Annotated in this window: 29 protein-coding genes, 2 tRNA genes and 2 pseudogenes; 12 read left to right on the top strand and 21 right to left on the bottom strand. The window is 55.0% G+C overall.

Annotation, left to right across the window (positions count from 1 at the left end; genetic code table 11):
* Positions 1–103: 103 nt before the first annotated feature.
* Positions 104–180 (bottom strand) — tRNA-Arg (locus ACLBXN_RS04215).
* Positions 181–449: 269 nt separating this feature from the next.
* On the opposite strand from ACLBXN_RS04215, the gene ACLBXN_RS04210 reads away from it, so the two are divergent.
* A tRNA-Pro gene (locus tag ACLBXN_RS04210) sits at positions 450–526 on the top strand.
* Between the two features lie 59 nt (positions 527–585).
* On the opposite strand, the gene arsH is transcribed toward ACLBXN_RS04210, so the two are convergent.
* From arsH to ACLBXN_RS04190, 4 genes are read right to left on the bottom strand one after another with little or no spacing between them, the layout of a single operon-like run.
* Positions 586–1,302 carry an arsenical resistance protein ArsH gene (gene arsH / locus ACLBXN_RS04205; RefSeq protein WP_447611602.1) on the bottom strand — a complete coding sequence of 239 codons (717 nt, stop codon included), beginning with the start codon at positions 1,300–1,302 and terminating at the stop codon, positions 586–588.
* A complete protein-coding gene (arsC, locus tag ACLBXN_RS04200; RefSeq protein ID WP_447611259.1) occupies positions 1,289–1,720 on the bottom strand; it encodes an arsenate reductase (glutaredoxin) in 432 nt (143 codons plus the stop codon). The genes arsH and arsC overlap by 14 nt, the downstream gene beginning before the upstream one ends.
* 24 nt (positions 1,721–1,744) lie before the next feature.
* Positions 1,745–3,034, bottom strand: coding sequence for an arsenic transporter (locus ACLBXN_RS04195; RefSeq protein WP_447611258.1), 1,290 nt, complete (start codon positions 3,032–3,034; stop codon positions 1,745–1,747).
* Between the two features lie 25 nt (positions 3,035–3,059).
* Positions 3,060–3,383, bottom strand: a complete 324-nt coding sequence (locus tag ACLBXN_RS04190; RefSeq protein ID WP_043008966.1) for an ArsR/SmtB family transcription factor — start codon at positions 3,381–3,383, stop codon at positions 3,060–3,062.
* A gap of 257 nt (positions 3,384–3,640) precedes the next feature.
* Here ACLBXN_RS04190 and ACLBXN_RS04185 point away from each other — a divergent pair, with 257 nt between their 5' ends.
* Together ACLBXN_RS04185 and ACLBXN_RS04180 are read left to right on the top strand one after the other, a co-directional pair.
* The gene (locus tag ACLBXN_RS04185; RefSeq protein WP_447611257.1) at positions 3,641–4,024 is read left to right on the top strand and encodes a DUF1090 domain-containing protein; all 384 of its coding nucleotides are present in this window, start codon (positions 3,641–3,643) and stop codon (positions 4,022–4,024) included.
* Between the two features lie 115 nt (positions 4,025–4,139).
* Entirely contained in the window at positions 4,140–4,394 is a 255-nt protein-coding gene (locus ACLBXN_RS04180) for a hypothetical protein (protein WP_043008969.1), read from the top strand.
* 77 nt (positions 4,395–4,471) lie between these two features.
* On the opposite strand, the gene ACLBXN_RS04175 is transcribed toward ACLBXN_RS04180, so the two are convergent.
* On the bottom strand, positions 4,472–4,801 hold the full coding sequence (locus ACLBXN_RS04175) for a hypothetical protein (RefSeq protein WP_447611256.1): 330 nt from the start codon (positions 4,799–4,801) through the stop codon (positions 4,472–4,474).
* A gap of 127 nt (positions 4,802–4,928) precedes the next feature.
* Between ACLBXN_RS04175 and ACLBXN_RS04170 the strand changes: the two genes are divergently transcribed.
* The 3 genes from ACLBXN_RS04170 to ACLBXN_RS04160 all read left to right on the top strand — a co-directional run bounded on the left by ACLBXN_RS04170 (position 4,929) and on the right by ACLBXN_RS04160 (position 6,156).
* A complete protein-coding gene (locus tag ACLBXN_RS04170; protein ID WP_447611255.1) occupies positions 4,929–5,321 on the top strand; it encodes a hypothetical protein in 393 nt (130 codons plus the stop codon).
* An 89-nt stretch (positions 5,322–5,410) separates the two neighbouring features.
* Positions 5,411–5,767, top strand: coding sequence for a Rap1a/Tai family immunity protein (locus ACLBXN_RS04165; protein ID WP_447611254.1), 357 nt, complete (start codon positions 5,411–5,413; stop codon positions 5,765–5,767).
* 167 nt (positions 5,768–5,934) lie between these two features.
* Entirely contained in the window at positions 5,935–6,156 is a 222-nt protein-coding gene (locus tag ACLBXN_RS04160) for a hypothetical protein (RefSeq protein ID WP_447611253.1), read from the top strand.
* Here ACLBXN_RS04160 and ACLBXN_RS04155 read toward each other — a convergent pair.
* On the bottom strand, positions 6,143–6,391 hold the full coding sequence (locus ACLBXN_RS04155; RefSeq protein ID WP_447611252.1) for a hypothetical protein: 249 nt from the start codon (positions 6,389–6,391) through the stop codon (positions 6,143–6,145). The genes ACLBXN_RS04160 and ACLBXN_RS04155 overlap by 14 nt on opposite strands.
* A gap of 3 nt (positions 6,392–6,394) precedes the next feature.
* Positions 6,395–6,625, bottom strand: a complete 231-nt coding sequence (locus ACLBXN_RS04150) for a hypothetical protein (protein ID WP_447611251.1) — start codon at positions 6,623–6,625, stop codon at positions 6,395–6,397.
* 374 nt (positions 6,626–6,999) lie between these two features.
* Between ACLBXN_RS04150 and ACLBXN_RS04145 the strand changes: the two genes are divergently transcribed.
* The gene (locus ACLBXN_RS04145) at positions 7,000–7,362 is read left to right on the top strand and encodes a hypothetical protein (protein WP_447611250.1); all 363 of its coding nucleotides are present in this window, start codon (positions 7,000–7,002) and stop codon (positions 7,360–7,362) included.
* Between the two features lie 3 nt (positions 7,363–7,365).
* Here the strand turns inward: ACLBXN_RS04145 and ACLBXN_RS04140 are convergent, their stop codons facing one another.
* Positions 7,366–7,671 (bottom strand): hypothetical protein, encoded by a 306-nt coding sequence (locus tag ACLBXN_RS04140; protein WP_447611249.1) that lies wholly within the window; start codon positions 7,669–7,671, stop codon positions 7,366–7,368.
* Positions 7,672–7,679: 8 nt separating this feature from the next.
* Between ACLBXN_RS04140 and ACLBXN_RS04135 the strand changes: the two are divergent.
* A pseudogene (locus ACLBXN_RS04135) lies at positions 7,680–7,841 on the top strand (winged helix-turn-helix transcriptional regulator); the annotation flags it as partial.
* A gap of 97 nt (positions 7,842–7,938) precedes the next feature.
* On the opposite strand, the gene ACLBXN_RS04130 reads toward ACLBXN_RS04135, so the two are convergent.
* The 3 genes from ACLBXN_RS04130 to ACLBXN_RS04120 all read right to left on the bottom strand — a co-directional run bounded on the left by ACLBXN_RS04130 (position 7,939) and on the right by ACLBXN_RS04120 (position 10,089).
* On the bottom strand, positions 7,939–8,295 hold the full coding sequence (locus tag ACLBXN_RS04130) for a GNAT family N-acetyltransferase (RefSeq protein WP_447611248.1): 357 nt from the start codon (positions 8,293–8,295) through the stop codon (positions 7,939–7,941).
* A 174-nt stretch (positions 8,296–8,469) separates the two neighbouring features.
* Positions 8,470–8,715: a hypothetical protein gene (locus ACLBXN_RS04125; RefSeq protein WP_447611247.1), complete on the bottom strand. Its 246-nt coding sequence runs from the start codon at positions 8,713–8,715 to the stop codon at positions 8,470–8,472.
* A gap of 750 nt (positions 8,716–9,465) precedes the next feature.
* Positions 9,466–10,089, bottom strand: coding sequence for an FMN-binding negative transcriptional regulator (locus tag ACLBXN_RS04120; RefSeq protein ID WP_447611246.1), 624 nt, complete (start codon positions 10,087–10,089; stop codon positions 9,466–9,468).
* 1,557 nt (positions 10,090–11,646) lie between these two features.
* On the opposite strand from ACLBXN_RS04120, the gene ACLBXN_RS04115 reads away from it, so the two are divergent.
* Positions 11,647–11,844 (top strand): hypothetical protein, encoded by a 198-nt coding sequence (locus ACLBXN_RS04115; protein ID WP_447611245.1) that lies wholly within the window; start codon positions 11,647–11,649, stop codon positions 11,842–11,844.
* A 349-nt stretch (positions 11,845–12,193) separates the two neighbouring features.
* Here ACLBXN_RS04115 and ACLBXN_RS04110 read toward each other — a convergent pair whose 3' ends face one another.
* On the bottom strand, positions 12,194–12,646 hold the full coding sequence (locus ACLBXN_RS04110; protein WP_447611601.1) for a hypothetical protein: 453 nt from the start codon (positions 12,644–12,646) through the stop codon (positions 12,194–12,196).
* A 189-nt stretch (positions 12,647–12,835) separates the two neighbouring features.
* The gene (locus tag ACLBXN_RS04105) at positions 12,836–13,267 is read right to left on the bottom strand and encodes a hypothetical protein (RefSeq protein WP_447611244.1); all 432 of its coding nucleotides are present in this window, start codon (positions 13,265–13,267) and stop codon (positions 12,836–12,838) included.
* A gap of 717 nt (positions 13,268–13,984) precedes the next feature.
* Between ACLBXN_RS04105 and rdgC the strand changes: the two are divergent.
* Positions 13,985–14,805: pseudogene (rdgC, locus tag ACLBXN_RS04100) on the top strand (recombination-associated protein RdgC).
* Here the strand turns inward: rdgC and ACLBXN_RS04095 are convergent.
* Together ACLBXN_RS04095 and ACLBXN_RS04090 are read right to left on the bottom strand one after the other, a co-directional pair.
* Entirely contained in the window at positions 14,767–16,125 is a 1,359-nt protein-coding gene (locus ACLBXN_RS04095; RefSeq protein WP_447611243.1) for an EAL domain-containing protein, read from the bottom strand. The pseudogene rdgC and the gene ACLBXN_RS04095 sit on opposite strands and share 39 nt — an antisense overlap.
* Before the next feature lie 450 nt (positions 16,126–16,575).
* Positions 16,576–16,842, bottom strand: a complete 267-nt coding sequence (locus ACLBXN_RS04090) for a DUF1488 family protein (protein WP_043008994.1) — start codon at positions 16,840–16,842, stop codon at positions 16,576–16,578.
* A 797-nt stretch (positions 16,843–17,639) separates the two neighbouring features.
* On the opposite strand from ACLBXN_RS04090, the gene ACLBXN_RS04085 reads away from it, so the two are divergent.
* Both ACLBXN_RS04085 and ACLBXN_RS04080 read left to right on the top strand, forming a co-directional pair.
* Positions 17,640–17,792 (top strand): hypothetical protein, encoded by a 153-nt coding sequence (locus tag ACLBXN_RS04085; protein ID WP_447611242.1) that lies wholly within the window; start codon positions 17,640–17,642, stop codon positions 17,790–17,792.
* A gap of 12 nt (positions 17,793–17,804) precedes the next feature.
* Positions 17,805–18,056 (top strand): hypothetical protein, encoded by a 252-nt coding sequence (locus ACLBXN_RS04080; RefSeq protein ID WP_447611241.1) that lies wholly within the window; start codon positions 17,805–17,807, stop codon positions 18,054–18,056.
* A gap of 85 nt (positions 18,057–18,141) precedes the next feature.
* On the opposite strand, the gene ACLBXN_RS04075 is transcribed toward ACLBXN_RS04080, so the two are convergent.
* From ACLBXN_RS04075 to ACLBXN_RS04055, 5 genes are all read right to left on the bottom strand, one after another.
* A complete protein-coding gene (locus ACLBXN_RS04075) occupies positions 18,142–18,804 on the bottom strand; it encodes an ANTAR domain-containing response regulator (RefSeq protein WP_447611240.1) in 663 nt (220 codons plus the stop codon).
* 2 nt (positions 18,805–18,806) lie between these two features.
* Positions 18,807–19,952, bottom strand: a complete 1,146-nt coding sequence (locus ACLBXN_RS04070; protein WP_447611239.1) for a transporter substrate-binding domain-containing protein — start codon at positions 19,950–19,952, stop codon at positions 18,807–18,809.
* Positions 19,953–20,085: 133 nt separating this feature from the next.
* Positions 20,086–21,897 carry a VWA domain-containing protein gene (locus ACLBXN_RS04065; RefSeq protein WP_447611238.1) on the bottom strand — a complete coding sequence of 604 codons (1,812 nt, stop codon included), beginning with the start codon at positions 21,895–21,897 and terminating at the stop codon, positions 20,086–20,088.
* Positions 21,898–21,909: 12 nt separating this feature from the next.
* Entirely contained in the window at positions 21,910–22,764 is an 855-nt protein-coding gene (locus tag ACLBXN_RS04060) for an AAA family ATPase (RefSeq protein WP_447611237.1), read from the bottom strand.
* Positions 22,758–23,240 carry an AmiS/UreI family transporter gene (locus ACLBXN_RS04055; protein ID WP_447611236.1) on the bottom strand — a complete coding sequence of 161 codons (483 nt, stop codon included), beginning with the start codon at positions 23,238–23,240 and terminating at the stop codon, positions 22,758–22,760. The genes ACLBXN_RS04060 and ACLBXN_RS04055 overlap by 7 nt, the downstream gene beginning before the upstream one ends.
* Positions 23,241–23,265 lie beyond the last annotated feature (25 nt).

The following is a 23,265-nucleotide window of genomic DNA, read 5'->3' as shown; positions in this document are numbered from 1 at the left end:
ACGTAAGCCAGGCCCGCAGAGCTGTCAAAACACTCTGCGGCAAACCGCTGATACAGAAACAAAAAATCCATTCATGCAATTGCATGAATGGATTTTTTTCATGTGGCCTGCCCGACAGGGATCGAACCTGTGACCCACAGCTTAGAAGGCTGTTGCTCTATCCAACTGAGCTACGGGCAGTTTGACTGAAACAACCCAGCAAAGCTGGGTTGTTGAAAATGGTTGTCGGGAATTGAACCCGCGTTAGTCTCTCATTCTAAGCGGCTTACAAGGCGTCGGTGCGAAATTGGTGCTATTTCTGCCGCAGCGACAGACACCATCCGACACAGCATCAGCGCAACAAGCGGCATGTGATGCAACGCAAGACACCGTCGAAAGTGCATCTTGCGTCATATTGAAATAGGAATTTCGGATTTCCGAACCCAATTTAGCGCTACATTAACACCCTTCGGAGCGTAGCGCAGCCTGGTAGCGCATCTGCTTTGGGAGCAGAGGGTCGCGAGTTCGAATCCCGCCGCTCCGACCAAACGATACAAGGCCTTGGGTTGCAAAATCCAGGGCCTTTTGTCTATACGCCGGTGTCGCTCAGATGCTTCGCTGGTTGACCCGTTTGGACAGCTCTTCAGCACTTTCACGGCGCTCGCTGTAGCGATCCACCAGGTAGTCCGAACAGTCTCGCGTCAGCAGAGTGAACTTGACCAGTTCTTCCATCACATCCACCACTCGCTCGTAGTATGAAGAAGGCTTCATCCGGCCGGCCTCATCGAATTCGGCAAATGCCTTTGCAACGGAGGACTGATTGGGGATGGTGATCATGCGCATCCAGCGACCCAGCACCCGCATCTGGTTGACCGCATTGAAGGACTGCGAGCCTCCCGTGACTTGCATCACCGCCAATGTCTTGCCTTGCGTCGGCCGCACTGCACCAGCGGACAAGGGAATCCAGTCTATCTGCGCTTTGAGGATGCTGCTCATCGCACCATGACGCTCTGGAGATGTCCAGACCATGCCCTCGGCCCATACAGCCAGCTCACGCAGTTCCTTGACCTTCGGGTGATCGTCAGGGGCTCCATCGGGTTGCGGCAGACCACGCGGATCGAAAATCCTGGTCTCGGCGCCCATCTTGCGCAGCAGGCGCGCCGCCTCTTCGGTCAGCAGTCGGCTATAGGAGCGATCACGAACCGAGCCATACAACAGCAGAATGCGCGGCGCGTGCGTCGCATGCTGTGCAGGCAACAGGCCTTCCAGGCTGGGCTTCTCAAACACTTGTTGGTCAAGGTTCGGTAGATCAGAGCTTGCCAATTCGATTTCCTTTCGAGTCAATGACGGCCTCACCGTCTTCTTTGGAGAATGCAGCCTGTTGCGGCTTCGGCAGGATGTCCAACACAACCTCGGAGGGACGGCACAAGCGAGCTCCCAAAGGGGTGACCACTATCGGACGATTGATCAGGATGGGGTGCTGGAGCATGAAATCAATCAATTGCTCGTCCGTCCATTTGGACTCGCCCAAGCCGAGCTCGTCATACGGCGTACCTTTTTGGCGCAACACATCGCGCACAGGCATGTCCATGGCTTGGATCAGCCCCACCAGCGTGGCACGATCAGGTGGCGTCTTGAGGTACTCAATGACCGTGGGCTCTTCACCGCTGTTCCGGATCAGGGCCAGAGCATTGCGAGAGGTACCGCAAGCAGGGTTGTGGTAGATCGTGATGTCGCTCATAGCGTAGATTTCCGTTGCAAAGACTTAGGACGCCACGCTGAGCCGCAGGGCCAACGCTGCAAGCGTGATGAGCAGCACAGGCATGGTCAGCACCGCACCGACTTTGAGGTAGTAGCCCCAGCCGATGGTTGTGCCCTTCTTGACGAGCACATGCAGCCAGAGGAGCGTGGCCAGGCTGCCAATCGGCGTGATCTTGGGGCCGAGATCGCAGCCAATCACATTGGCGTAGACCATGGCCTCCTTGACTGTTCCGCTGGCCGTGGATGCATCGATCGACAAGGCTCCAATCAGGACCGTGGGCATGTTGTTCATGATGGAAGACAGCACCGCAGACAGCACGCCTGTGCCCAGCGATGCGGTCCACACGCCGCCGGCTGCAAATTGATTCAGCAACACGGCGATGTAATCCGTAAGGCCCGCGTTGCGCAGCCCATAGACCACCAGATACATCCCCAGCGAGAACACCACGATCTGCCATGGAGCTCCATGAAGCACTTTCCTGGTGCTGATGGCATGACCACGCGCGGCCGCAGCCAACAAGATCGCTGCCCCCACCGCGGCCACGGCACTGACGGGCACTCCCCGAGGCTCCAGTACGAAGAAGCCGACCAGCAGCAAGACCAGCACTACCCAACCAGCCTGGAAGGTGGCCAGATCCTTGATCGCAGCCGACGGCTGTTTGAGCTGGGCCACATCGTAGGCGGCGGGAATATCGCGTCGGAAAAACAGCAGCAGCACCCCAAGGCTGGCCAGGACCGAGGCGATGTTGACCGGCACCATCACCGATGCGTACTCATTGAAGCCGATCTTGAAAAAATCGGCGGAGACGATATTCACCAGATTGGAGACAATCAGCGGCAGGCTCGCAGTGTCGGCAATAAACCCGGCGGCCATTACGAACGCTAGCGTTGCCGCCGCAGAGAAGCCCAGCGCCAGCAGCATGGCCATTACGATGGGCGTGAGAATCAAGGCGGCTCCGTCATTGGCAAACAGGGCCGAAACGGCGGCACCCAGCAGCACGATGAAAGCAAACAGCTTGACTCCGCCGCCGCCACCCCAGCGGGCAAAGTGCAATGCAGCCCATTCGAAGAAACCAGCCTCATCGAGCAAAAGGCTGATGATGATGACGGCAACAAAGGTTGCCGTGGCATTCCAGACGATATGCCAGACCACTGGAATATCAGCAATGTGCACAACCCCCAGCAGCAGCGCGATACCGGCTCCAATCGAGGCGCTCCAGCCAATGCCAAGACCGCGCGGCTGCCAGATGACCAGCGTCAAGGTGAAAATGAAAATCAGAATGGCCGTCAACATTGAACTGTTCCTCGCAACAACCGCTTCAGCAATGGCATAAAGCCGCAGTGTCTGGGGTGCATGCTGCGCCCTGGCAGCAGTTCTCGGTGAGATAGGCGAGCAGACCATTCATGACGGGGAACGCAGCGCGATAGAGCACATTGCGCCCCTGCCTCTCCTGACTCACGAGTTCGGCGTGGAACAACTCCTTCAGATGAAATGACAGTGCATTGGGAGCAATACCCAACTGCTCAGCCAATGCGCTGGGTGTCAGACCTTCTGGGCCCGCAACTACCAACGCACGAAAGACGCGCAAACGTGCTTCATGGGCCAAAGCGGATAGAGAACGAATTACTTGATCTTCTTGCATAGATCAATAATACAATAACTGTTGAATCATTGACTTATTACCATGCACGATTGGGGTTGATATCGGGCTACGGGACAGCCGCTTTACGTATGCACGTCAGGTGGCTGCTTGGGGCCGTTAGGTGACCGTATCAGTTCGACCCGGAGCTGTCTTTCTCAATCTCCAGAGGGCCGAGGAGGAGCTGTTACGCGCATGCTCGTATGAATCTGTATGCCTTGAGGCATCATGGGCAGCCCAACTTATCGAAATGAAGCCCTATGCGCACTTCTGTCACTTTGATCGCAATCGCTGTTTCCGCCTTGGCCGCCCAAGCTGCACTGGCGCAATCCGTGCAAGCCACTTGCGAAGGCAAACGGGCGGAAATTTCACGTGACATCGAATATGCCAAAGCCAAGGGCCAGGTGAGCCGTGTACGTGGCCTGGAGAAGGCGCTGCGCGAAAACCAAGCTCATTGCAGCGACGCCAAACTCGAGCAAGAGCATGCTGCACGAATTGCCGAGCAAGAGAGAAAGGTGGAGAAGCGGCAACGTGATCTCGACGATGCACGAGAAACAGGTAAAGCTGGCAAGATCACAGATCGTGAAGCCAAGCTAGCCAAGGAAAGAGCTGAGCTGGAAAAACTGCGTAGAGGAAAGCTCTGAGTCTCAGACAAGCCGTCTGCATCAGGCCGCACTTAGGTCCAGCCGTGGATGACGATTCTTGGTCAGCTCCAGCTAGACGCCATGGCGCAGCCGCCTCCTCTGAGACAATCGCGCCATGACCGATGAATCACCGATCCACACCGTCCACAAGCGCGTTTGCCAGTCCTTCCTGAGGCACTGGAAGGCCCACAACAACGCCTATCCCAAGCTCATCAAAATGCCGCCGGAAGAGTTACGGCAGTTCAACATCGTCAACTCCTTTGGCAAGCCCAATGAGCTGTGGGGCGTTCCGATTGAAATCGATGCCAACACCACGGGTGTGATGATTGCGGTCGATGGGACGGAAATGCCTCTGGTCGAAGGCTATTGAGAGCGCGCATACACCACGGATGAGAGCATGCAAAAAGCCCGCCGAGGCGGGCCTGGTTACAGGGTGTCAGGGCGCGGCTAGCGCTTCATCTGATCACAGGTGCTTTTCTGTTTTGCCGCAGTCAAGGTGCCCCACTTCTTCTTGAAGTCGGATGCGTAACCGACATACATCTTGTCGTAGCCGGTGGGAGTCACACCGAGATCCTTGATCGCCGCGTCGCGCTGCTTGATACGGCCAGCCTCCACATCCTGGGCGCTCATGTGCCCACAAGCCAGAGCAAGCTCATTCATGCTCGCGGCCATGTTGATCGTTCCTGAAGCTACGGCTGCTTTTGCATCATCGGCATGTGCAGAAAAAAACATGCCTGCCGACATCGATGCGGCCAAAACCATCAGTGCTGCTTTCATGAGCATTCATCTCCTCAAGTGTGAGCAGGCATCGTACTGACTTCATCGCGCGCAGCTACCCCTCTCCGGAGGGGGTTCGCGTCAGAGTCGCTCTGCTACATTCCTTCGCAGAGGAGGACTGGGACAGATGAGCGCTTTTCAGTTTGCGGTGGCAGGCGTGGCCGCTGCAGTTCTCGCCGGCTGCGCGATCGAGCCCGTGGTTCGACAAGCCGATCTCGATAGCTGGCAAGGGATGCCGGTACAAGCGCTCGACACCCATCCGGCCTTCTCCTCCATGCCCATGACCACACGCACCTCAGCACCTGACATTGAAGTGCGCGACTACGTCAACACCCAGCGGGGCGCGTACTGCAGCGGCACGACCTTCTTTGGTGGCTGCGTCGATAACGACAAGCTTGTCTGCCACAACCTCTTCTCCATCAAAGACGGCCGAGTCATCGAGTACACGCTATCGGGCCAATGCACCACCAATGACTCTGTCAGACCAGAGCAGCGATACCTCAGTCTGACAAGCCAGTAGCGGCTATTTCTTCGCCGCCTCGGCAGCAGGGGATCACATCAGCTACCGGCCCCTCTGCAACATTCCTTCGCATCGGAGAAATAAGAGAGATGACAGCTTTTCAAGGAACCGCCGCTCTACTGGTCGCATTACTCTGTGGCCCACATTTGCATGCGCAGCAGATCACAGGGGATGAACTGCATCAATGGCTCTCTGAAGCAAAACAGTCTCAAGCGGGTATTGCGGCGGGCAGCCAACAAGCCAATATTGCTCGCGGGTATGTTTTAGGAGTTGCCGAGACACTGGTGTCGTCCAAAATCATCTGCATACCAGATGACGTCACACGCGACCAAATCTTGGACATCATTCCTATAGTGCTTTACGCCCAGCCGCAGCTTAGGCACATGCATGCCAACCGGCTGGTCGCGGTGGCATTGCAGGATGTCTTCCCCTGCAAGCCAAAGTAGATGGCAAATGCTCTGCTACGTTACGTCACATAGGAGGGACGAGAGAGAGCTTTTCAGATCGCTGCCATTACTGGCGCATTCATCGTTCTTGCAGGGTGCGGCTGCACGGCTTGCTCACAGGTGTCCGCGTTTCATGAGCTCGATGCGGTCAAAGGTGCGCCTTTGCCATGGTTCCCTACCCAGAACAAAAAGCTGATCTGGAATACAGGACTTATGCAAAGGCCCTGGCTTCTGGCTTGACCAAAGCTGGGCTGCCTGAGACAAACATGTCGAATGCAAAATACGCGGTACTGATGAACTACAGCATCGACAACGGCGAAGCCAAATCTCGTCTATCCCCATCATTGGCCAAACTGGTGCCACCTCATCAAACACCTACGGGCAAGTGAATCGCTCCGGCAGCTTCTCGGCAACTACATACAACACACCCACCTTGTTCTGCAGGTTCTGGGCTTCCAGTTGCGAACGGGATACCTGGTCAGCAACCGCCGTGGCCATTGCGCGTTCATCGGCCGTCTCGCCGTAAATCTGCTTCGCCCATTCCAATTGTTCCTTGGACTGTCGCGCTTGCATCAGCGCGGCTGCATTTTGCCCACTGAGGTCGACCTTGGTACACTTTCCCATTGCTCAGCCCTTCCCGGCGCGCTGCGCCCGCTCCTGGCCGCAGCCAATCCGCTTCGAGAAACCTGTGTGGGTGATCCCTCCGCCCACTAACCACGCCAGGCGGCCGGCATTGTTGGCCTTGCGCGAATGACAGCTCATCTGCACGTGCCCCAGCTGCGCCAGCACCCGCTCGGCATAGCGCCACAGGTGCACCACTACCATTCCGCAGCGCACGCCCTGCTCCATAAACAGCATGTCGTCGCAGGCCACCGGCTCCCCGGTATTCAGGTCCTAGTACAGGTTCAGCCACACGCTGCCCAGCAGCAGCCCGTCACGGCGCACGGTCAGAATCAGCAGCTGTCCGGAGCGCTCAATCTGGCGCAACTCATCCCACCGTACGTGGGCCGGCACGCCAGGCGGCAAGGTTGCCCGTCAACTCCGCGATCTCGCGGCTGCTCAGGGTCACGGCAGGGCTGCGGTGATGACGACCCCCTCCGCGCATCTGCCGGCGTGCCCGCCGCATTCCGATGGACACCGAGGGCGGTGGTGATAGCGGCCCCTGACACAGCCCCCAGTGACTAAAGTCAAGTGGAAAGCACCATCTGACATGCTGACAGGATCGGGCAAAGATGGCCACCCTGCGCCAGTCTACGATGGCTGCTCCCACACAACCATCACCAGACAAGGCTGCCATGCCACACCAGATCCAGAAGCTAGAACAACTGCGCGAATTCACGCTGGGCATGCAGGCCGCGTTCCTTACAGTCATGGGAGCCCTCATTAGCACACACCCTGATCCCAAAACGCTGCGCGCTGTTCTGGAGCTATATCGGCAACGCGAACTTGCCTATATCGAAGACAAGGAACTATCGAAACCCGTGCTGGACGCGTTCCTTCAGATGTGGGCCCGGGTCGACGCAGAAAGCCAGCACTCCTTGAAAATGCGTCAGCAGCAACATCGCGCTCGGAGTCGAGGTACGCATCAACCTTGACCCTCATTGTGCGATGAGGCAGTAGGCGTGCAACATGCGTATGAATCCCTTGCAGATTTCAGAAGTCAAGAAAATTGAGCCATTCTTGAAGCCGATAGCGCTCCATGGCCCCATATGACGGAGCCAGCTGCAAATGGGGCTAAGGCCTGCAAGGTACTGCAGTATGGCCGGGCCTTCACGCGGCAAGCTGCCATCTTTAAGTTCCAGAGATGGCGCATAACCCAAAGGATTGAGGTCCAGGAAGCTACGCCCATCCTCGGTCACATGCGTTTTGTAGTCCACCTTGATAGGTGTGAAGTCCAGCTCCAATTCGTGCCTTGGACCTGCGTGCTCTCGAAGAGTCAGGCCTGGTCAAAAGAACGGTGTGGCCCAGTGCTCCCGTTCGGGTCGATTACGAGCTGACGCTCGATGGCGAGCGCTTGAAACCCGTGGTCGCCGTAAGGAAAGAGTTGGGGATGTGGCTGAAACATAAAAACTAGCACTTCCCGGCGGGCCACAAATGGGCCCTCTTGAGTCTGAAGCCTCAAGCTCTGCGGCGGTTCTGGCAGCAAGCCCCCTGCTCCGAACCTCAAGCAGTTATGCGCGCCGCTTTTTCAGCCGTATATCGCCGCTCCCAATATCGACTTCATCGCCCCATCCGAGGTAACGATAGAGACGCGCAGCTCGGCTTTCTTTGGCCGTCTCAAGCCAGGCTGATGCATGTTGCTGAAATATGGCTTGCTCACAAGCATGGGCGAGAGCCGTTCCGATTCCGCATCCTTCATGCTCGGGCAGTACAAATAGCGCAAACAGGCATGCGCTTTCCAAGTCCACCATCGCGAAGCCGACGACCTCATCATTGACAGCGGCAACCCAAGAACAAGAAGCACCAAGAACCGCCTGCGAAATGGAGTCTGGCGTGACACCGATGGCAGACAGTTCCTCTGCGGTCATGGTGTTCTCCCCGACAGCGGCTCTGACTCTGAACATAGCATCCACATCGGAGACGGACGCAGGTCTAATTTGAGGAGTAGGCGCCTTGCTTTTCATCGCCAAATTCTAGGCGTCCCAAGCCTGTGACCATGTAATGAGCAACCGCATCTGCGCATGCATAAAGCGACACATGGACTACAGCTGAGTCAGTTCAATCGAATCCGTGAATCTCAGAGCCTCATCAAGCAAGCTTTGCAGCGCCATGGCCGCTAAGGTGCGATCCACCAAGTGATCAATGAAATAGAATCCGTCCGGCTCTACAGCGAAGCCGTACGCGTCGCACATCAACTCTCTATTTGCTGCGTTTGGCAGCTTTCGTAGCAAGGCTGCGGGGTCGTAGCTGCTTGGCACAGAAAATTTGATCTTGTACTCTAGTCCCATGTCTCTCGGTCTGTTTTTTAGGGTAGCCGAGCTTATCTCACGGCCAAACACGATAAGCGGCCGCCTATGGAGGTACGCTGCAGCTGCTCCGGTCAGCCATAAACTATCTGTAAGTTTCAGCCCCGCATCTAGCGGGCTTTTTTACGCCCACCAGTCGTCTCGGATTTCATTGATCACCCAGGCCACCAGTACGGCCAGGATCCACAGACCAACCATCTGCATCATGAGGGTAGACATCGCCGCTCTCCTTGAAGCGCGTGATGCCTCAATAGTGCGCCGCTCCCGCCCGGGGTTCAAGTGCCAACAGCTCGGCCAGTGCGGGCTTTTGCAGCACGCCACTCTTCAGGCTAGTAAAAATAGTTCGTTGGCTCGTTTCTCTTGACAACATAAGACTCGCATTTCCATACCTCATCCATCGCGGAAAACCGCTCCGATAAGTGCCAGGAGATCGGGCCTGCGCCCTGGCTCATGCCGCGGCACGGCTGGGTAAACACAGGCACCGCAGGTAGTAGCGGGACACAAAAGATCGTCGTTCACTCAAGTCAGTTCTGCTCTGCCCCCGAATAAGACCGGCAACAGAAACCTCGAAGGCCACGCGAAATCCATCCGCTGGGTTCTATACGGCGACGAGACATTCCGGGAGGCCAAGCGCAACAACGCCCAACGAGCAATCGGCGCCAGTTCCTGAGCGACATCAGGGGCGCAGACCAGAGCGTCTTGGATCAGGGCTCTGCGGTTTGTCTGAACTCGCTAGGGTTTGATCAGCTGGGACAAGGCGAACGCTCCAGGCCCGGGGTCCTGGGCCAGATGCTGAACCAGACTCTCCCGATCCGCGGCCGTGCGCTGCTGGGACAAGAATCGCTTGCCACACAGGTTTTCTATATCCACCTCGAAACCAATGAGACGCGCCGCCACAGACTCCAAGAACTCAGGATTAGCTTGAGTGGGTGACCATGGCTCTTTCCGCGACGCCTCTTGGGAATGGGTTAAGGCATTCAGGTGCTCACGCATCCACACAGCATCATCGACGAATCGAATGCGGCCCTGCGCTTGAACCGCCACGTAGTTCCAGCTTGGGGCATTTCGTCCGCTTCGCTGCCCGTTGATGTACCACTTGGGCGAGATATAGGCATTCGGGCTCTGGAAGATGGCGGTCACTGTCCTGATGCTGGGGCCCTTTAAAAACAGGTGATGACTGCGGCTCACATGCCCTGCGAGCCGTCCGAACGAACTCCCCTTAACCCACAGCAGCGGCAGCAGATTGATTTCCACTTCGCCGGCACCTTCCGCAATCACTGTCGCGAGTGGGTAGTCATGCATGACCTGCTGCAACGCGCTGACCTCAGCAATGGAAAAAAGCGGCTGTATGTACATACGGAGTGGCTTTCATGAAGTGCAGCCACAAGTGTCGAGCAATGACGGGCATCCAAAGGTCACCTCTGTGCCAGCCTGAGCTGGCGGCCGCTGCTTAAACCAGAGCCTTGCTCGCAGAGCTTCCGTTTGAAATAAACAGCTTATCAAGAGATGTCATTAGCTGTCGTCTTGGTTATCCGGCCATCGTGGTCAACGACTTTGAGAATCCCGAGAACAACGGCGCCCTCCTCAAGATCATGGCCCACTGCGCGATAGCGATGGCCAGGATCAGACTCTCGATTGAGGCGGGCACCCCGCCGAACGACATGTCGCCACTGCATAACGGAGATTCAAAAATGTGAGCATTTAGCCAACATGTGGCACGTATATGCCCTCCCTCACAGGGCTTTAGCGGGGCCATCAAGAAAGAGCGTGGCGCTGAAGAACTAAACCGGGCGTGGAGTTGGGTAGTCCAAGGTACCGCCATCGGCAGACCGCAAGCCGGGTGGTCTACTCTTCGGTTATTGCAAACCAGGCCTGCAAGGGCCTGGCTGAAAAACTGCAAGAGGGCAATCGCACCGGCCACAGGCGCCCATCATGGCCACTCCGGGAAAGTAGCGGTGCTATCCGGTGTAAACTACTCAAGCAGGTACTACAGCCCAGGAATGGGCCTGCGCTGCCCTCGATTAGAAGCACGGTGCGTGCTGTGCGTCGTGGCGAAAGTGGTCACACCAGATGGCGCAGCCCCCTTCCTAACCCAAGTGCACAAACCTGTAGCCGGCCCCCTCGTCTGGTGAACCGTAGCGCCATCACCGCACTCCTGCCTCACTGAACCGTGAGTTCACCTCGCTGGTCGGGCTTTTATTCAGCGGTAACTGGCCACAAGTTCAGTACTGCGAGCGCCAGCGGTCATCAGGGCGTCTGTCGGGCCTGTAAGGTCTCTGGTCTCGGTCGTTATCCCAGCGACCCTGCTCGTATTCATAACGCCCCCCACGATCGTTGTCGTAACGGCCTCCGTGGCCGTGACCGTAGTACCCATCGTGCGGAGCAACGATGCATCCACCCAATGATGTAGCAACGGCCAGCACAGCAGCCAGAGCAGACAGTTTCTTCATGGCAACTCCTAGTTGGTTGTTGCCACCAGTCTAGAACTCATAGTCAGACCGGCCTGTAAACAAATATTCCCCCATACCTGCCATCAGTAACGGTCTTGATATCAGCCCGCAGCATTCGCTCGCGGGCTCTTTTGCTTTGCCTACACGAAATCCCATGTCTACCCGAACCGACCACCGACCCATTGATGAAGACCTCGTGCAGCGCCTGCGCGAGAAAAAGGCTTGTGCAATGGCCAGCGCCCCGACACCCTGGCTCTTGCGCTGGGACTAGCGGCCCTGCTCCTGCACGCACCGGCCCTGAGACAAAGCTGCTGATTGCCCTGCAGTGGGCGCTGACGCTCTTCGACTTTTTTCTGCCTGATCGGTGCGGCCGTAGTGATGGCACTCACGCCCGATGGATAGCCTATCTAGACTCGACCGCCGCAAGATTGATCCCTGCTCGCCCAGCGCTACGAAGCCACTCATGACACCTGTTCTTGAAGGCCTGACTCTCATCGTCGCCCTCTGCATGGGACTGACCTGGCTGGCCAGCCCTTGCGCCCAGGCGGATGAACCCTCCCTCCCCATCAAGGCACTGCGCTATGAGTTGGTACGTCCGGGCATACATGCCCAGTGGATGGACGACAGGACCTTGCAATGCCTGAAAGAAAAGCCCTTATGACCACGGCGCTGCCTGCGCTTCCACTACATATTGCTGCGCACGAAGAACGGGCCATCCCCGCCAGTCCATGGTTGCATGTTGCGGCCGTACATCCAGCGATCACTGTCTTCCCCCATGCTCATTGAGCCCATGGGCTGGCTGGCTCCCTGGGCTGGCATCGAGCCCGAATCACGCCCTGGCATCATCGAACACCCGGCCAGCATGCTGGCAACTGCCGTAATCAGAAGTAGCGCTTTCATGACAACCCCTTGAGAAAGTGAAGTCTCTCAGGCTAGTCCCGCTGCGCCCCCGGCTTGTAAGTTCTTGTTGAACCGCCGGTTTGCCTACCCAGTTCGTATGCCTGAACCGCTCAGGGGCTGCCTTTGAACATCCTGTCCCGATGGGCGAGCAGGCTGCGGGCCATAACCTGATCCACCGCATACAAGTACTGGTCATTCGCCAGTTGCCCGCGGCCATTGGGTGCGAGCCAGGTTCGTCCTCGCTGCGACACGGATGCAGCGTAGAAGTACTCGTCCAGCGTAGTGCCTGTATACGTCGCGCCCACAGCAATACGATGCGACGCAAAGTCCAGGTAAAGACAGAAGTCACGCGGCGCTCTCCAGCAGTCGGACACCGCGCTGGTCAAACCTGATACGCCGCCCTGCTTGTAGACCTGCAGCGAGTCAGACACGGCCTTCCTCACATCGCTGGCAATGGAGCTGGCTTCCTTTGCCAGTACTCCGCCAGACAGGGTGACCAAATAGATGGATGTCAGCAGGCACGCAAAGGCTTTTATTTTCATGACATGACACACAAACAGCATCTCCAATCACTCAAGTTGCTATCTGTGGTCAATTTTGGGCCTGGCGGCGTCTTGAATTATTGCAGTGCAGCAAGAAATACACCGAATTTTCACTCAGCCGGTTATTTTCGGAGTGGCACTAGTCAGAGCCGCCATGCTGACGTACTGAACGGAAACCCTGGCTAGCCCGAAACAGGCACCGACCAGAAACTACTGAACTTTGAAAGTCATTTTTTCTTGCTGGGTGCGCAGGAGGCTATCCATGACTTGTTCTACCGCCTGCAGATATTGGACATTGGCTGTGGGGCTTCGGGCACTCAGCGAGAGCCAAACATGGGCCCGCTCCAACGAGGCCGACGTGTAGAAATACTTGTCAACAGCCGTGCCGCTGCGGTTCGCATTGGCAGCAATCCGCTGCGAAGCCACGTCCAGATAAAGACAGAAATCACGCGGCTGTCGCCAGCACTCCGACACCGCCCCCTTCAGCCCCGCCATGCCATGACTTCGATAAATCCTCAAAGACTCTGAAGCGGCTTTGTTGACCTCACTGGCAACAGCATTCGAGCTCTGCCCAAAGCACTCCAAAGCAAATGAAGTAGTGCAAATTGCCGCTATACCAACTGCAATAGCTCTGAATTTCATGGCCTGCTTCGATTATTAAAAACGCAATTTATCTATCTCATTTTGATAGCAATCAAGTCATTCTCTTGAACCTAACCGGTCGAATTATTTCAATTTTTAGTGGAAAACCATAGTCACAACAGCGGGGATTGGCCACCGCGCTCAAGACGCTTAATCAGTTATGCGCATTCTCAATACTTGGCAAGGTGATGTGCAGGCGCGCAAGGATGCCCGGCAGCATGCCGGGGGCTGCACAGCAAGACCACTGCGCCCGAGATGCACCCATGCCTTCACCCTAATAGCCCCAACTATGTCCGCCCGGGTACGTAGCTCCGCCGCTCAATCCCGAACCTGGCCATGGCCACAAGCTGCCTTGATTTTCATGGCCCTCATTGCCGTGATCTGGTGCCTTCTCTCTGCCCCAATCATTGTCAAAGTCGCCTGAGCGACCTGGCTGCAGGATCTCGTTGTTTCGAAGATCCTGATCTGCATTCCTCTCCGTCTGGAGGGGGCCCGGCTTCACACCCTGTCCGTTCACAGGCGCCTGAGTCGCGCATCCAGCCAGCATCAAGGTGACCGCAGCCAGTGCAAATAGCTCTTTCATGGCAGCCCTTTCTACAAGTGTTGCTGCCAACAGCCTATCCCTCTCAGGAAGCATCTATGTAAGGCGATGTTCCCCTGTAAGAGTTCATCAACTCGAAGAATGCCCACCAACGGCGGACTCATTCAGGAGCAGCGATGTTTAAAAACATGAGCATTTACCGCATTACTGATCGCTGGCAAGGCGGCCTGCAGGCGCTAGAGGATGCCATCTTTGACGAATTTGGCACCACTCCGCCAGCTGGGCACCGCCGCGCGGTGAGCAGTACGGCCCTCTGATCGAATCCTTGGACGGACAGTGGCTGATGCGATGCGCTTCAAGACAGAGCGCCGCGAACTCAAGGACGAGGCCAAGCTGGACCTGCTGCCCATGGCCTTCACCAAGCAAGACGGCATGTGGGTATGGGTCGACCTGCTGTCCGTGTACCCAGGTCATGGACACAAGTGCCCAAAGCCGCGCCGATGAGATCGCCACGCTGCTGGTTAAAGGCCTGCCCGGCTTTACGGTGGCGTTGGTGGATACTCAGATCCGCCCACAGGCCGCCATGGCACACTGGCTGATCACCCAGGAGCCACCCGCGGGCTTCAGAGCCGACCGCGAGGCAGAGTTGAAAGCCTGCGACGAATCCTAGGCTGTCGTGCGCTACACCCACCACCCCTTGGATATTGACGAAGTCCGCCAACACATCGAGCACGGCCAGCTCCGCATCAGACTGGCCATGACCAGGGAGGACCGGGTGGGCTTCGTGCATGCCGAAGACTTCCAGATCAAGAACATCACGCTGCGGGATGCGGCGATGGATCCCAGTAGCCAGGACGACGGCGGCTTCGGCACCGATGTGAGCATTGCCACGGGCGAGCGTTCACGCCTGATTCCCGATCTGATGGATGCACTCGGGGAAGAAGCTCGCTCCAGCCGATCAGCCTCCGCGCGACCTGATGGAATCGGTCAAGACTGAGGCCGGATTGGGGCGTCCGAAGAGATAGCCCTGAAATTGCGAATATCCCAGATCAACGAGCATGGTGTGCTGGCTGTGATCTTCAACCCCCTCGACGATAGCCTCCATCCCCATCAGCTCGGAAATCTCCAGGATCTTTTTCAGCAGGTTCTTCGAGGACTCGCTTGACTTGGCATCCTTGATGAACTGCCTGTCGATCTTGATTTTCTGGACCGGCAAAGACTTCAGTATGGCGAGCGATGAGAACCCCGAGCCAAAATCATCGAGAGCCCATCGGATACCAAAGTCTCTCAACTGCTGAATTTTCGAACTTGCTTTTTCAGCATCCATGCTCAAAGCCGACTCTGTCAGCTCAAGTTCTATCAAGCCTGGATCGACTCCCGCCGCCTGTACAACCTTGATGACATCAGACACAAAATCATCATCAATGAGTTGCACCGGACTCACATTGACCGCAATATACTTATTCTGCAGCAAGGGATCTTCGGACCACTCTCTCAGCAGATGACAGGACTGACGCAGAACTTCCAGCCCAATATCTCTGATCACAAAACTCTCTTCTGCCAGTGGAATAAATTTGTCCGGAGATAAAAGACCGCGCTCTCGGTGCATCCATCTGACAAGAGCCTCTGCCCCCAAAGGCTTGCCATATTTATCCACTTGAATCTGATAGTGAACCACTATTTCATTCTTGGAAACAGCTTGCGCCAGATTGAATGCCAAGTCGACCTTTTCATTCAAATTTGCAATATAGATTTTCAGGATGCAGGCGAGAATCAACGTGGAAAATAAATAGTTGCTAATGCAGCCAATCCATCGAATATTCTCAGGCGGAGAAATACTGGAAACATCCATATCCATGAGTCCGACGCCGAAGATTGCAAAGAGAATCAAACACAACCTTGGGAAGATGATCCCCATATATTTGTCTTTCTGATTAAAGACAAACACCACCCCAATTGCCAGCGGTAAAAAGTACACATGGGCAGAGCGCGGAACATCTTCGATAGGACTGTCAATCAAAGAGATGGCGATCACGATCAACAGCAGTGCATGCGCTATACCTGCAAGATATTGATAGCTAAATTTCTTTGCCGAAAAATAAGAACAGACACCGACAAAAAACAAGGCTACAAAAATTAAAGCCAGATCAATTCTTGAGAAGAACGAATAGCATATAGTCCAGAAAATTCCGAGCGAGGTACATACCAGAGTATTCAACTGCAGAAGTAGTCTGATTTTTATGGCTCGATCACTCTTCGGAAACTTCTTTCCCAGCCACTCCACTTCTCTATAGTGAGCCTGCTCTTTATTTTCCACATCTACCAATTTAAATTACTCCATGCTTTTAAACCAAGTAGATGTTGCCAACCTACAACCGAGCCTCACCAATCATATATTACAATTTGTTTCAATTTATTATTTTTTACTATACATGTTTTTCAATTGATAGTGAGTCTATTGATTTCATATAAATGACATATAGACTGCGCACAGATAGAAGCCGCGCGACCTGAAATCAAATGCGCTGTGATCAAGGGCTGACTGCATGCCAGACCACAAAGGCTGGCGCGTTTCAGGCGTCCACCCCGGAAAACGGCAAGAGGCAAGATAGACGCACGAGCGGATTGCCTAAACGGAACAAACACAGACGACAAGCAGCCATCTGATGATGCAGTCCAGCAATGTAAAGCGATAGCCAGCAAGACCGGTTGCCCAGAGGTTCAGCTTCAAGAGATCAAAAAGGCTCAACCCTGGCCCCTCGCCGCTTTATGGGGCTGGAATATCGCCCACACGAATGACGACAGGCTCCTGGCCCTGACCGTGCTTTGTCGCGGCCAGCCCATGGATTGCTTGCCAATGGTCTCGGTAGGCCGCCAGGTTCTGCTGCGCTCCGGCAAGGTCCTTGGCCCCTGTCAAGCGCTCGAGCGCATCGCCACTGATAGCCGCCGATCGAGCTTCATTGTTGGCCTGATACTCAAACACAACCCTGCGCGGGCTCATTGCGTACGTTGCACCGGCATCCATTTGGTCCATACATGCCCCACTGAACTAATCAGCAGAAGTTTACCCATAGTCCACCACTATGCGTGTTTTTTGCATTCTGCAATCAATAAATCGCACAGCCCAAAGCCAGTCACTCCAGCCGTGCACCGAAATGCCGGCTGACAATTAAGCACCAGCCCACGACCGCACACGTGCGTTTTCAAGCAGTCAATCACTTTATTCCCAACCCAAATTGAGCCTCGATTCATGAAACATTCAGATATGCAAGATGCCACACCCGCTGTCAACGATGTATCCGGCAACGCTCCTGAGCGGGTTTGGACTTCCAAGCATGAGGAACTCACGAGAGTCACGCGAGAGACGGTCAAACAGAGCAAAAAGTCCGGCACCTAGCGCGAAGAGGCCCAGGTCGCCATCGTTCACCGATGCCTTTACGTCAACATTAAAGAAGCCGGTCAATGGATAAAAGACCACCTGCCAAAACAACACCACCCGGCGTGAAGGTTCGCCCCCTCGTCTTCGGCGACAGGTTACAGGTTGCCTTCACGTGGGAGGGGCAGGAATGTCCCAAGCTGACGCCACCTTGCTCAATCAACAGGAGCAGCCTCCTTGCGCGATGAGAGCCGGCGCAAGATTGTCGACGGTACCTATTCCTAGACTGACTACTTCCCGGGCAGTCCCAAGGCTGTAGCTCCTTCCAAAATCAATCCACCCATGGAAACGTTGCTGCGAAAGCAGCTGAACACCTAGGCCCGTCAGGCGAAGAACGAGCAGATGTCCCCGCCCACCTACAACGGCTACGCTATGCCCATCACTGGATAGCGCATGTGCCGCCGGTATGGCTGCAGGTGGGCCAGGTCCTGCCCAGCCTGCTGTGTAACTGGTTCTCTGGAATGGACTGCATCAGCAAGGCCAGCGACTATGTGATTCAGCCATTCACACAGGACGAACGCGAGCAGATCCTGCTGGCATACCGCTAGGCTGAGCGGCCAATGATCCAATTCTGGTTCAACACCGGCTTGCGGCCCGGTGAACTCCAAGCGCTGCGCGGGGGGCACATCGACATGGAGCGGCGCATTGCTCAGATCGTGCTCATAGTGGCGTCTGAGGAGCCAGCGACATCAATCGCTGTAGATTCGTTGGTGTCAGCTGAACGTCCGAAGTGCGGTCGAGAACGGGCATTGACGCAGGACAACCGGCTGACAGCGATCGCTGCAGAGCAGCCTCTCGATGATTCGTTGTGAAGGTCTCTGTAAGATCCAGTGTTAACTTCGACACTACATCCACCTCGGTCAAGACTAGCGAGGGTTGCACGCCCTAGTCCTTGCCTCAAGCGTTGGATTTCAGTCCCAGTAAATCACAAGCTTCGATGATGGCATTGGCAACATCTTCAATTGACATACGCTTATTCATTGCTTGCATCCGTAGCATTTCATATGCTCGCTCCTCAGTCACTTGGTGAGTACTCATCAAAATGGCTTTTGCATCCGCGAGCTTTCGCTGCCCCTGCAGCTTGCCTTGCAACTTCGCAATGTGTTGCTGCAACTGGCGCGTTTCTTTATGTGCCTTGCGCGCAATCACTAATGTTGAGAGCAGTCCGAATGAGCGTATCGGCGAAGGAAGAATAGCCTGTGCTTTCAAATCCAGCACCGCAGACACAATGGTTGGATTTTCGTAATTCACCACAGCAATCAAGGCTGGGGAATCCTCTGAATGCGCCCAACTGAGATGCAGGTGCAGGTGGTCAGGGCGAACAGCAAAAAGTACGATATCCGTCTCGCTGGGCAACTGCTGCATAGGTGGCCACACAGTACGTATCTGACAACCGATACGCATTAGCTGCTGCGTCAGCAGCGTCCCATCTGCATCATCGGGATGCATAACCGTAATCTTCAGTTGCCGCAGCTCTTTGAGGTGAAGTGACGTCGCTCGCTGAGGTGGAGCAACCGTAGAGGTAAATCCGTTTGAAGATGGGGACTGCTGACGAGTCACGCTCACACCTCCAGCTTTGCTGTCCAGTCACCCAACGAATGTGTGACTAAATAAGGATCAGGAGATACGGCCCGTCTTGCCTGGCGCAAGATAGTAAATCCACCGCCGCTGTTAGCTCGCCCTACCCTCGGATAAAGCCAAGTATGGTGATTGTGAGGATCGATTTTGACCCTGCCTTGTGGCGCATCAAACTCGCTCCCCAGCAACGCGGGAAGAAGCCCAACAATATTGTCCGTCCCCACTTTTCGAAACGCATTTGCGTACATGTGTACTTGAAAATATGAGGCTTCCCAGCAAAGATTTGGCTGGCAATGATCTCCAAACAACTTTCTGAGCCTCGCAAGGCACTGGACATTTGCCTCTGACCCGATCGACTGGAAGTAAGGTGCTGCGGTGTAGTGACCTGCAGCTATGTCGAAGCCCATTTGTGCTATTTCCGCCTCTGAAGTCGTCAAGCTGCCAATCGGCATTTCCTTTGGATCGAACCCAGCATCCGCATACGCTCGATACAACTGAGCAGTAGAGTCCCCAACAACGGTAGAAAAAATGAAATCCGGCTTTTTGCGGCGCACATCCTCCATGACAGCACGATAGTCATGCTCAGTTGCGGCAAGGGGTAGATAGCACTCGCCTAGAACTTCACTTTCAGGGTGCTGCATCACCAACTCACGCATGATGCGATTGGACTCATAGGGGTAGATATAGTCTGAGCCAATAAGGTAGACGCGAGCACCAAAGCTGCTGGTCATGAAATCCGCCAGCTGAACACTGTTTTGATTAGGTGCAGCACCCGTGTAGATCACGTTGGCTGAGAACTCGAAGCCCTCATAGAGCGTGGGATAGAATAGTAGCTTGTTCCATTTCTCAACAATAGGGATCACGGCTTTCCGACTACTCGACATGTAGCAGCCAAAAATCGTGTTTACCTTTTCCTGAACAATTAGCTGTTCAGCTTGCTCCGCAAACTGGCTCGGTATGGATGCCGGATCGCGACAAACAGCAACCAACTCCCGTCCAAGAACTCCTCCTGCTTTATTGATCTCGTCAATCGCAAGCAAAGTACCTTGTAGCTGCGATTGGCCAATAGTGGATGTAGTCCCCGTTTGAGAAAAAAGAACGCCAACGCGCAAGGGGTCATTGTGTGCCAAGCCTATCTCCTGCCTCTGCCAGCGAAACGCACTTGCTGCTTGCCAGCATCAATTGTTGGGATATCAGCGTATAAGTTTATTGCACACAAGCATTCGCTCCCGCGACTCCATGATGGCTTTTAGCGCTTTCAACTTACCGTCCCCCCGCAAGTCTGGCACTCATTTGCGTCAGACGTGAACCAAGCTGGTGCGCATGGTCAGCAATGCCAAAATTGCGCCATCCAAAGATATGTCGAACGTAATCATCGGCATTGGGATCGACCGCCAAACAACTGACACGAACACCAGCACGTGCAGCCTCCTGCACAGCATGGCGAGCATCGTCAATCAAATAACGGCTGTCATGAACATCCACATCAGCTGGAGCACCATCCGTCACTACCAACATCGTTCTCTGCCCTGAAGGCTCGTCTTGCAACAAGTTACTGGCATGCCGCACTGCAGCCCCCAAGCGTGTAGAAAAGCGAGCTTTCAATGCCCTCAACATGGCCGTCGTGGCTTGGCTTGCTGACTGCCCAAAATCCAGCAACCTATAGTAGTTAACCTCTGAGCGAGTATTCGACGAAAACGCGTGAATCGCGAGCCGATCAACGCCTTGTACGCTGGAGTGCGAAAGTAAGAGAGCTGCCTGTTTTTCAATATCGAGCAAGCTTTGTCCGTCAGACGCCAAGTTGTTAACCGACTCTGAAATATCTAACAACACCAACATGCTGGTTGGGCGCGGCCCCTTGCCTGGCCGTGCAAACAGTCGAGGATCAGGGCGCAAATTCAGACGCCGATCCACCTGCACCTCAATCGCCGCATCCAAGTCCACATCGTCACCCTCCCATTGGTGGCGAAGCCGGTGACGCCTATCTAGCTGATGTGCATTAGGTAAAAGCATGGCACCGAAACGCGATACAGCTTGCACCTCCATCTCTGGCACTGCGCTCAGCCCCTGCCATCCAGGCAATTTTTCAATCACAGTGCACCAATCCGACTTCATTCGCTCAATCTTTCTGTCCCACTCGGGGTAAGTGAAGCGAGCAATTTCAAACTCCACGCTTGAAGCTTGTTGATTGATCTCCGCCTGCTCGCCCCTTTGCACCTGCTGCGGTGGCGGAGGTCGTGCGCCAGTACTTTGCAGTGCAATGGAGTCCTCGTCGTCTGCCTCAGATTCAGGGTGCTCCCAGAGATAACTGTTGTCATCTCTGTATGCGAGAGGCGTTGCATAGTGCTGAGGATCCATCCGCACTCGCATTTGCCCCAGGTCATTGGCTAGGATCGAGGCAATGGCACGAAATGCGGCATAGTCTTCTAGTCCATGCTCTTGAGCCGCATGCTCGAATAATTCATGCGCTTTGTTGACCCAATGATTGCTACTGAGACGCGCGGGTTGCATCAAGATCAGATCAAGGCGAATCATGAAGGCATTGAAGCTGAGATCCAGCTCATCTGGCTCCTTCAGTAACTGCGATTCGAACCAACTTCGCACACCCGGATAGTCCTTAATTAACAAGCGTTCAACACGCGCATCTTCAAGCGCTGAGACAACCGTCATGCCCATGGGCTTCAAAATATTGCTGGGCTTCTGTGCTGGTGAATACCGCAAATGAGCAGCAGCGTGGGCAACCATAGCCATGTGCACCCGTTCGCGCACCACGCTGTCTTTCTCTGAAAGCGGCGGTAGCAGTAACTGCGTCGGAGATGGAGCAGCAGCCCTCTGACTGGCCAAAAGAACTGGCCGGAGAGGCGATGACTTGGAAGTTGATGCCGCAAACAAGCCAACACTTCTGCCTAAAGTGCTCGCTGCCTGCAATGCTTGGACATTGACCGGGGCGAGCGCCAATCCAGATGCCAGCAGTGTTAGTCGCGAAAACAGCGAAGCTTCATCATCCATCAAAACCGCACGTACCCGTTGCCCTGATTGCCCCCTGCTCGAAACTTTCCCTTGTTGAACAGTCATGTGCACCCGCCTTCAATAATCGAACTGCGCTTGCACCAGCTTTTTCAGCGCCTGCGTGGCTTCAGGGTCATCCGTTAGTGCACGAGTGATGGTCATATCACAACTGTCTGCAGCGGAAACACCATCACGCATGAGCAAGCCTGCGTAAATCAGCATACGGGTAGACGCCCCCTCATCCAGCCCTCGGTTTTTTAGCTCTCGCGTACTTCGTGCCAAAGCCACAAGTCGCTGCGCCTTACCGATTTCGATTCCTGCCTCATGCGCGACGATGTCTGATTCAACGCTGGCATTTGGATAGTCAAACTCCAACGCTGCAAAACGTTGCCGCGTAGATGGCTTCATATCCTTAGCGCTGCTTTGGTAGCCAGGGTTGTAAGAGACCACTAGCTGAAAATCAGGATGCGCATGAATAACCTCGCCTTTCTTATCTAGAGGCAGCACGCGGCGCGCATCCGTTAGTGGATGGATGATAACTGTGGTGTCTTGCCGAGCCTCAACCACTTCATCGAGATAACAGATACCACCGTAACGTACAGCCATGGTCAGCGGCCCATCGTGCCATGCTGTCCCATCTGCATCCAGCAAATAACGGCCAACTAAGTCTGAGGCCGTCATGTCTTCATTACAGGCCAGCGTAATGAGAGGCCTATTTAAGCGCCAAGCCATGTGCTCAATAAATCGAGTCTTCCCGCACCCAGTCGGTCCTTTAAGAATCAACGGCATACGATGCTTGTAGGCCTGCTCGTAAAGCTCTATTTCATTGCCCGCAGCTTTATAGAACGGTGCCAGCTCGACTCGAAAATCGGCCAACGGATCTGCATGGACAGCATCGTGCAAATGACTTTTTGCGTTCATTGATTTCACCATTTCCCCATCAAAATCATCAGACCCGGAACCCAGCAAGTCACGACGCCCACGAGCACGGTGTACCCCGGCAAGAATCGCAACGTTTTACCAAGCCCAAGCGCCACATAGAAGAAGAACCACAAACTCGCCCACACCACCCACATGAAGATGACACGGATATCGCCTGCAGTGGCTGCAAACGCGAAAGCACTGATTGCCACAAATAGGCAATACCAGCCCAAGCCCACTCCTTTGAGCCCCCACCATTGCACGACAGCCAAATAGAGATAAGTAAAGGCGAAAAGCAGACCTCCTGCCGCAGCAAAAAAATCTGCATCTACCATGGCCCGAATCAGCCCAAGCGCGTTGGTAAAAAAGGCCAGCAACCCCACTAGCAAATTGAACGGTGCGGAGTCCTTGCTTTCGATTCGTCCCGTCAGACCAATGCCGTTGACGATCAACACTGCACCAATAAAAAACAAAGCTACACCCAGCATATTGGGGTCTCCTCACAAGAGATGG

Source organism: Comamonas sp. C24C (assembly GCF_053345995.1).
The sequence above is the reverse complement of the archived record's forward strand: the minus strand, read 5'-3'. Positions and strand labels throughout refer to the sequence as shown.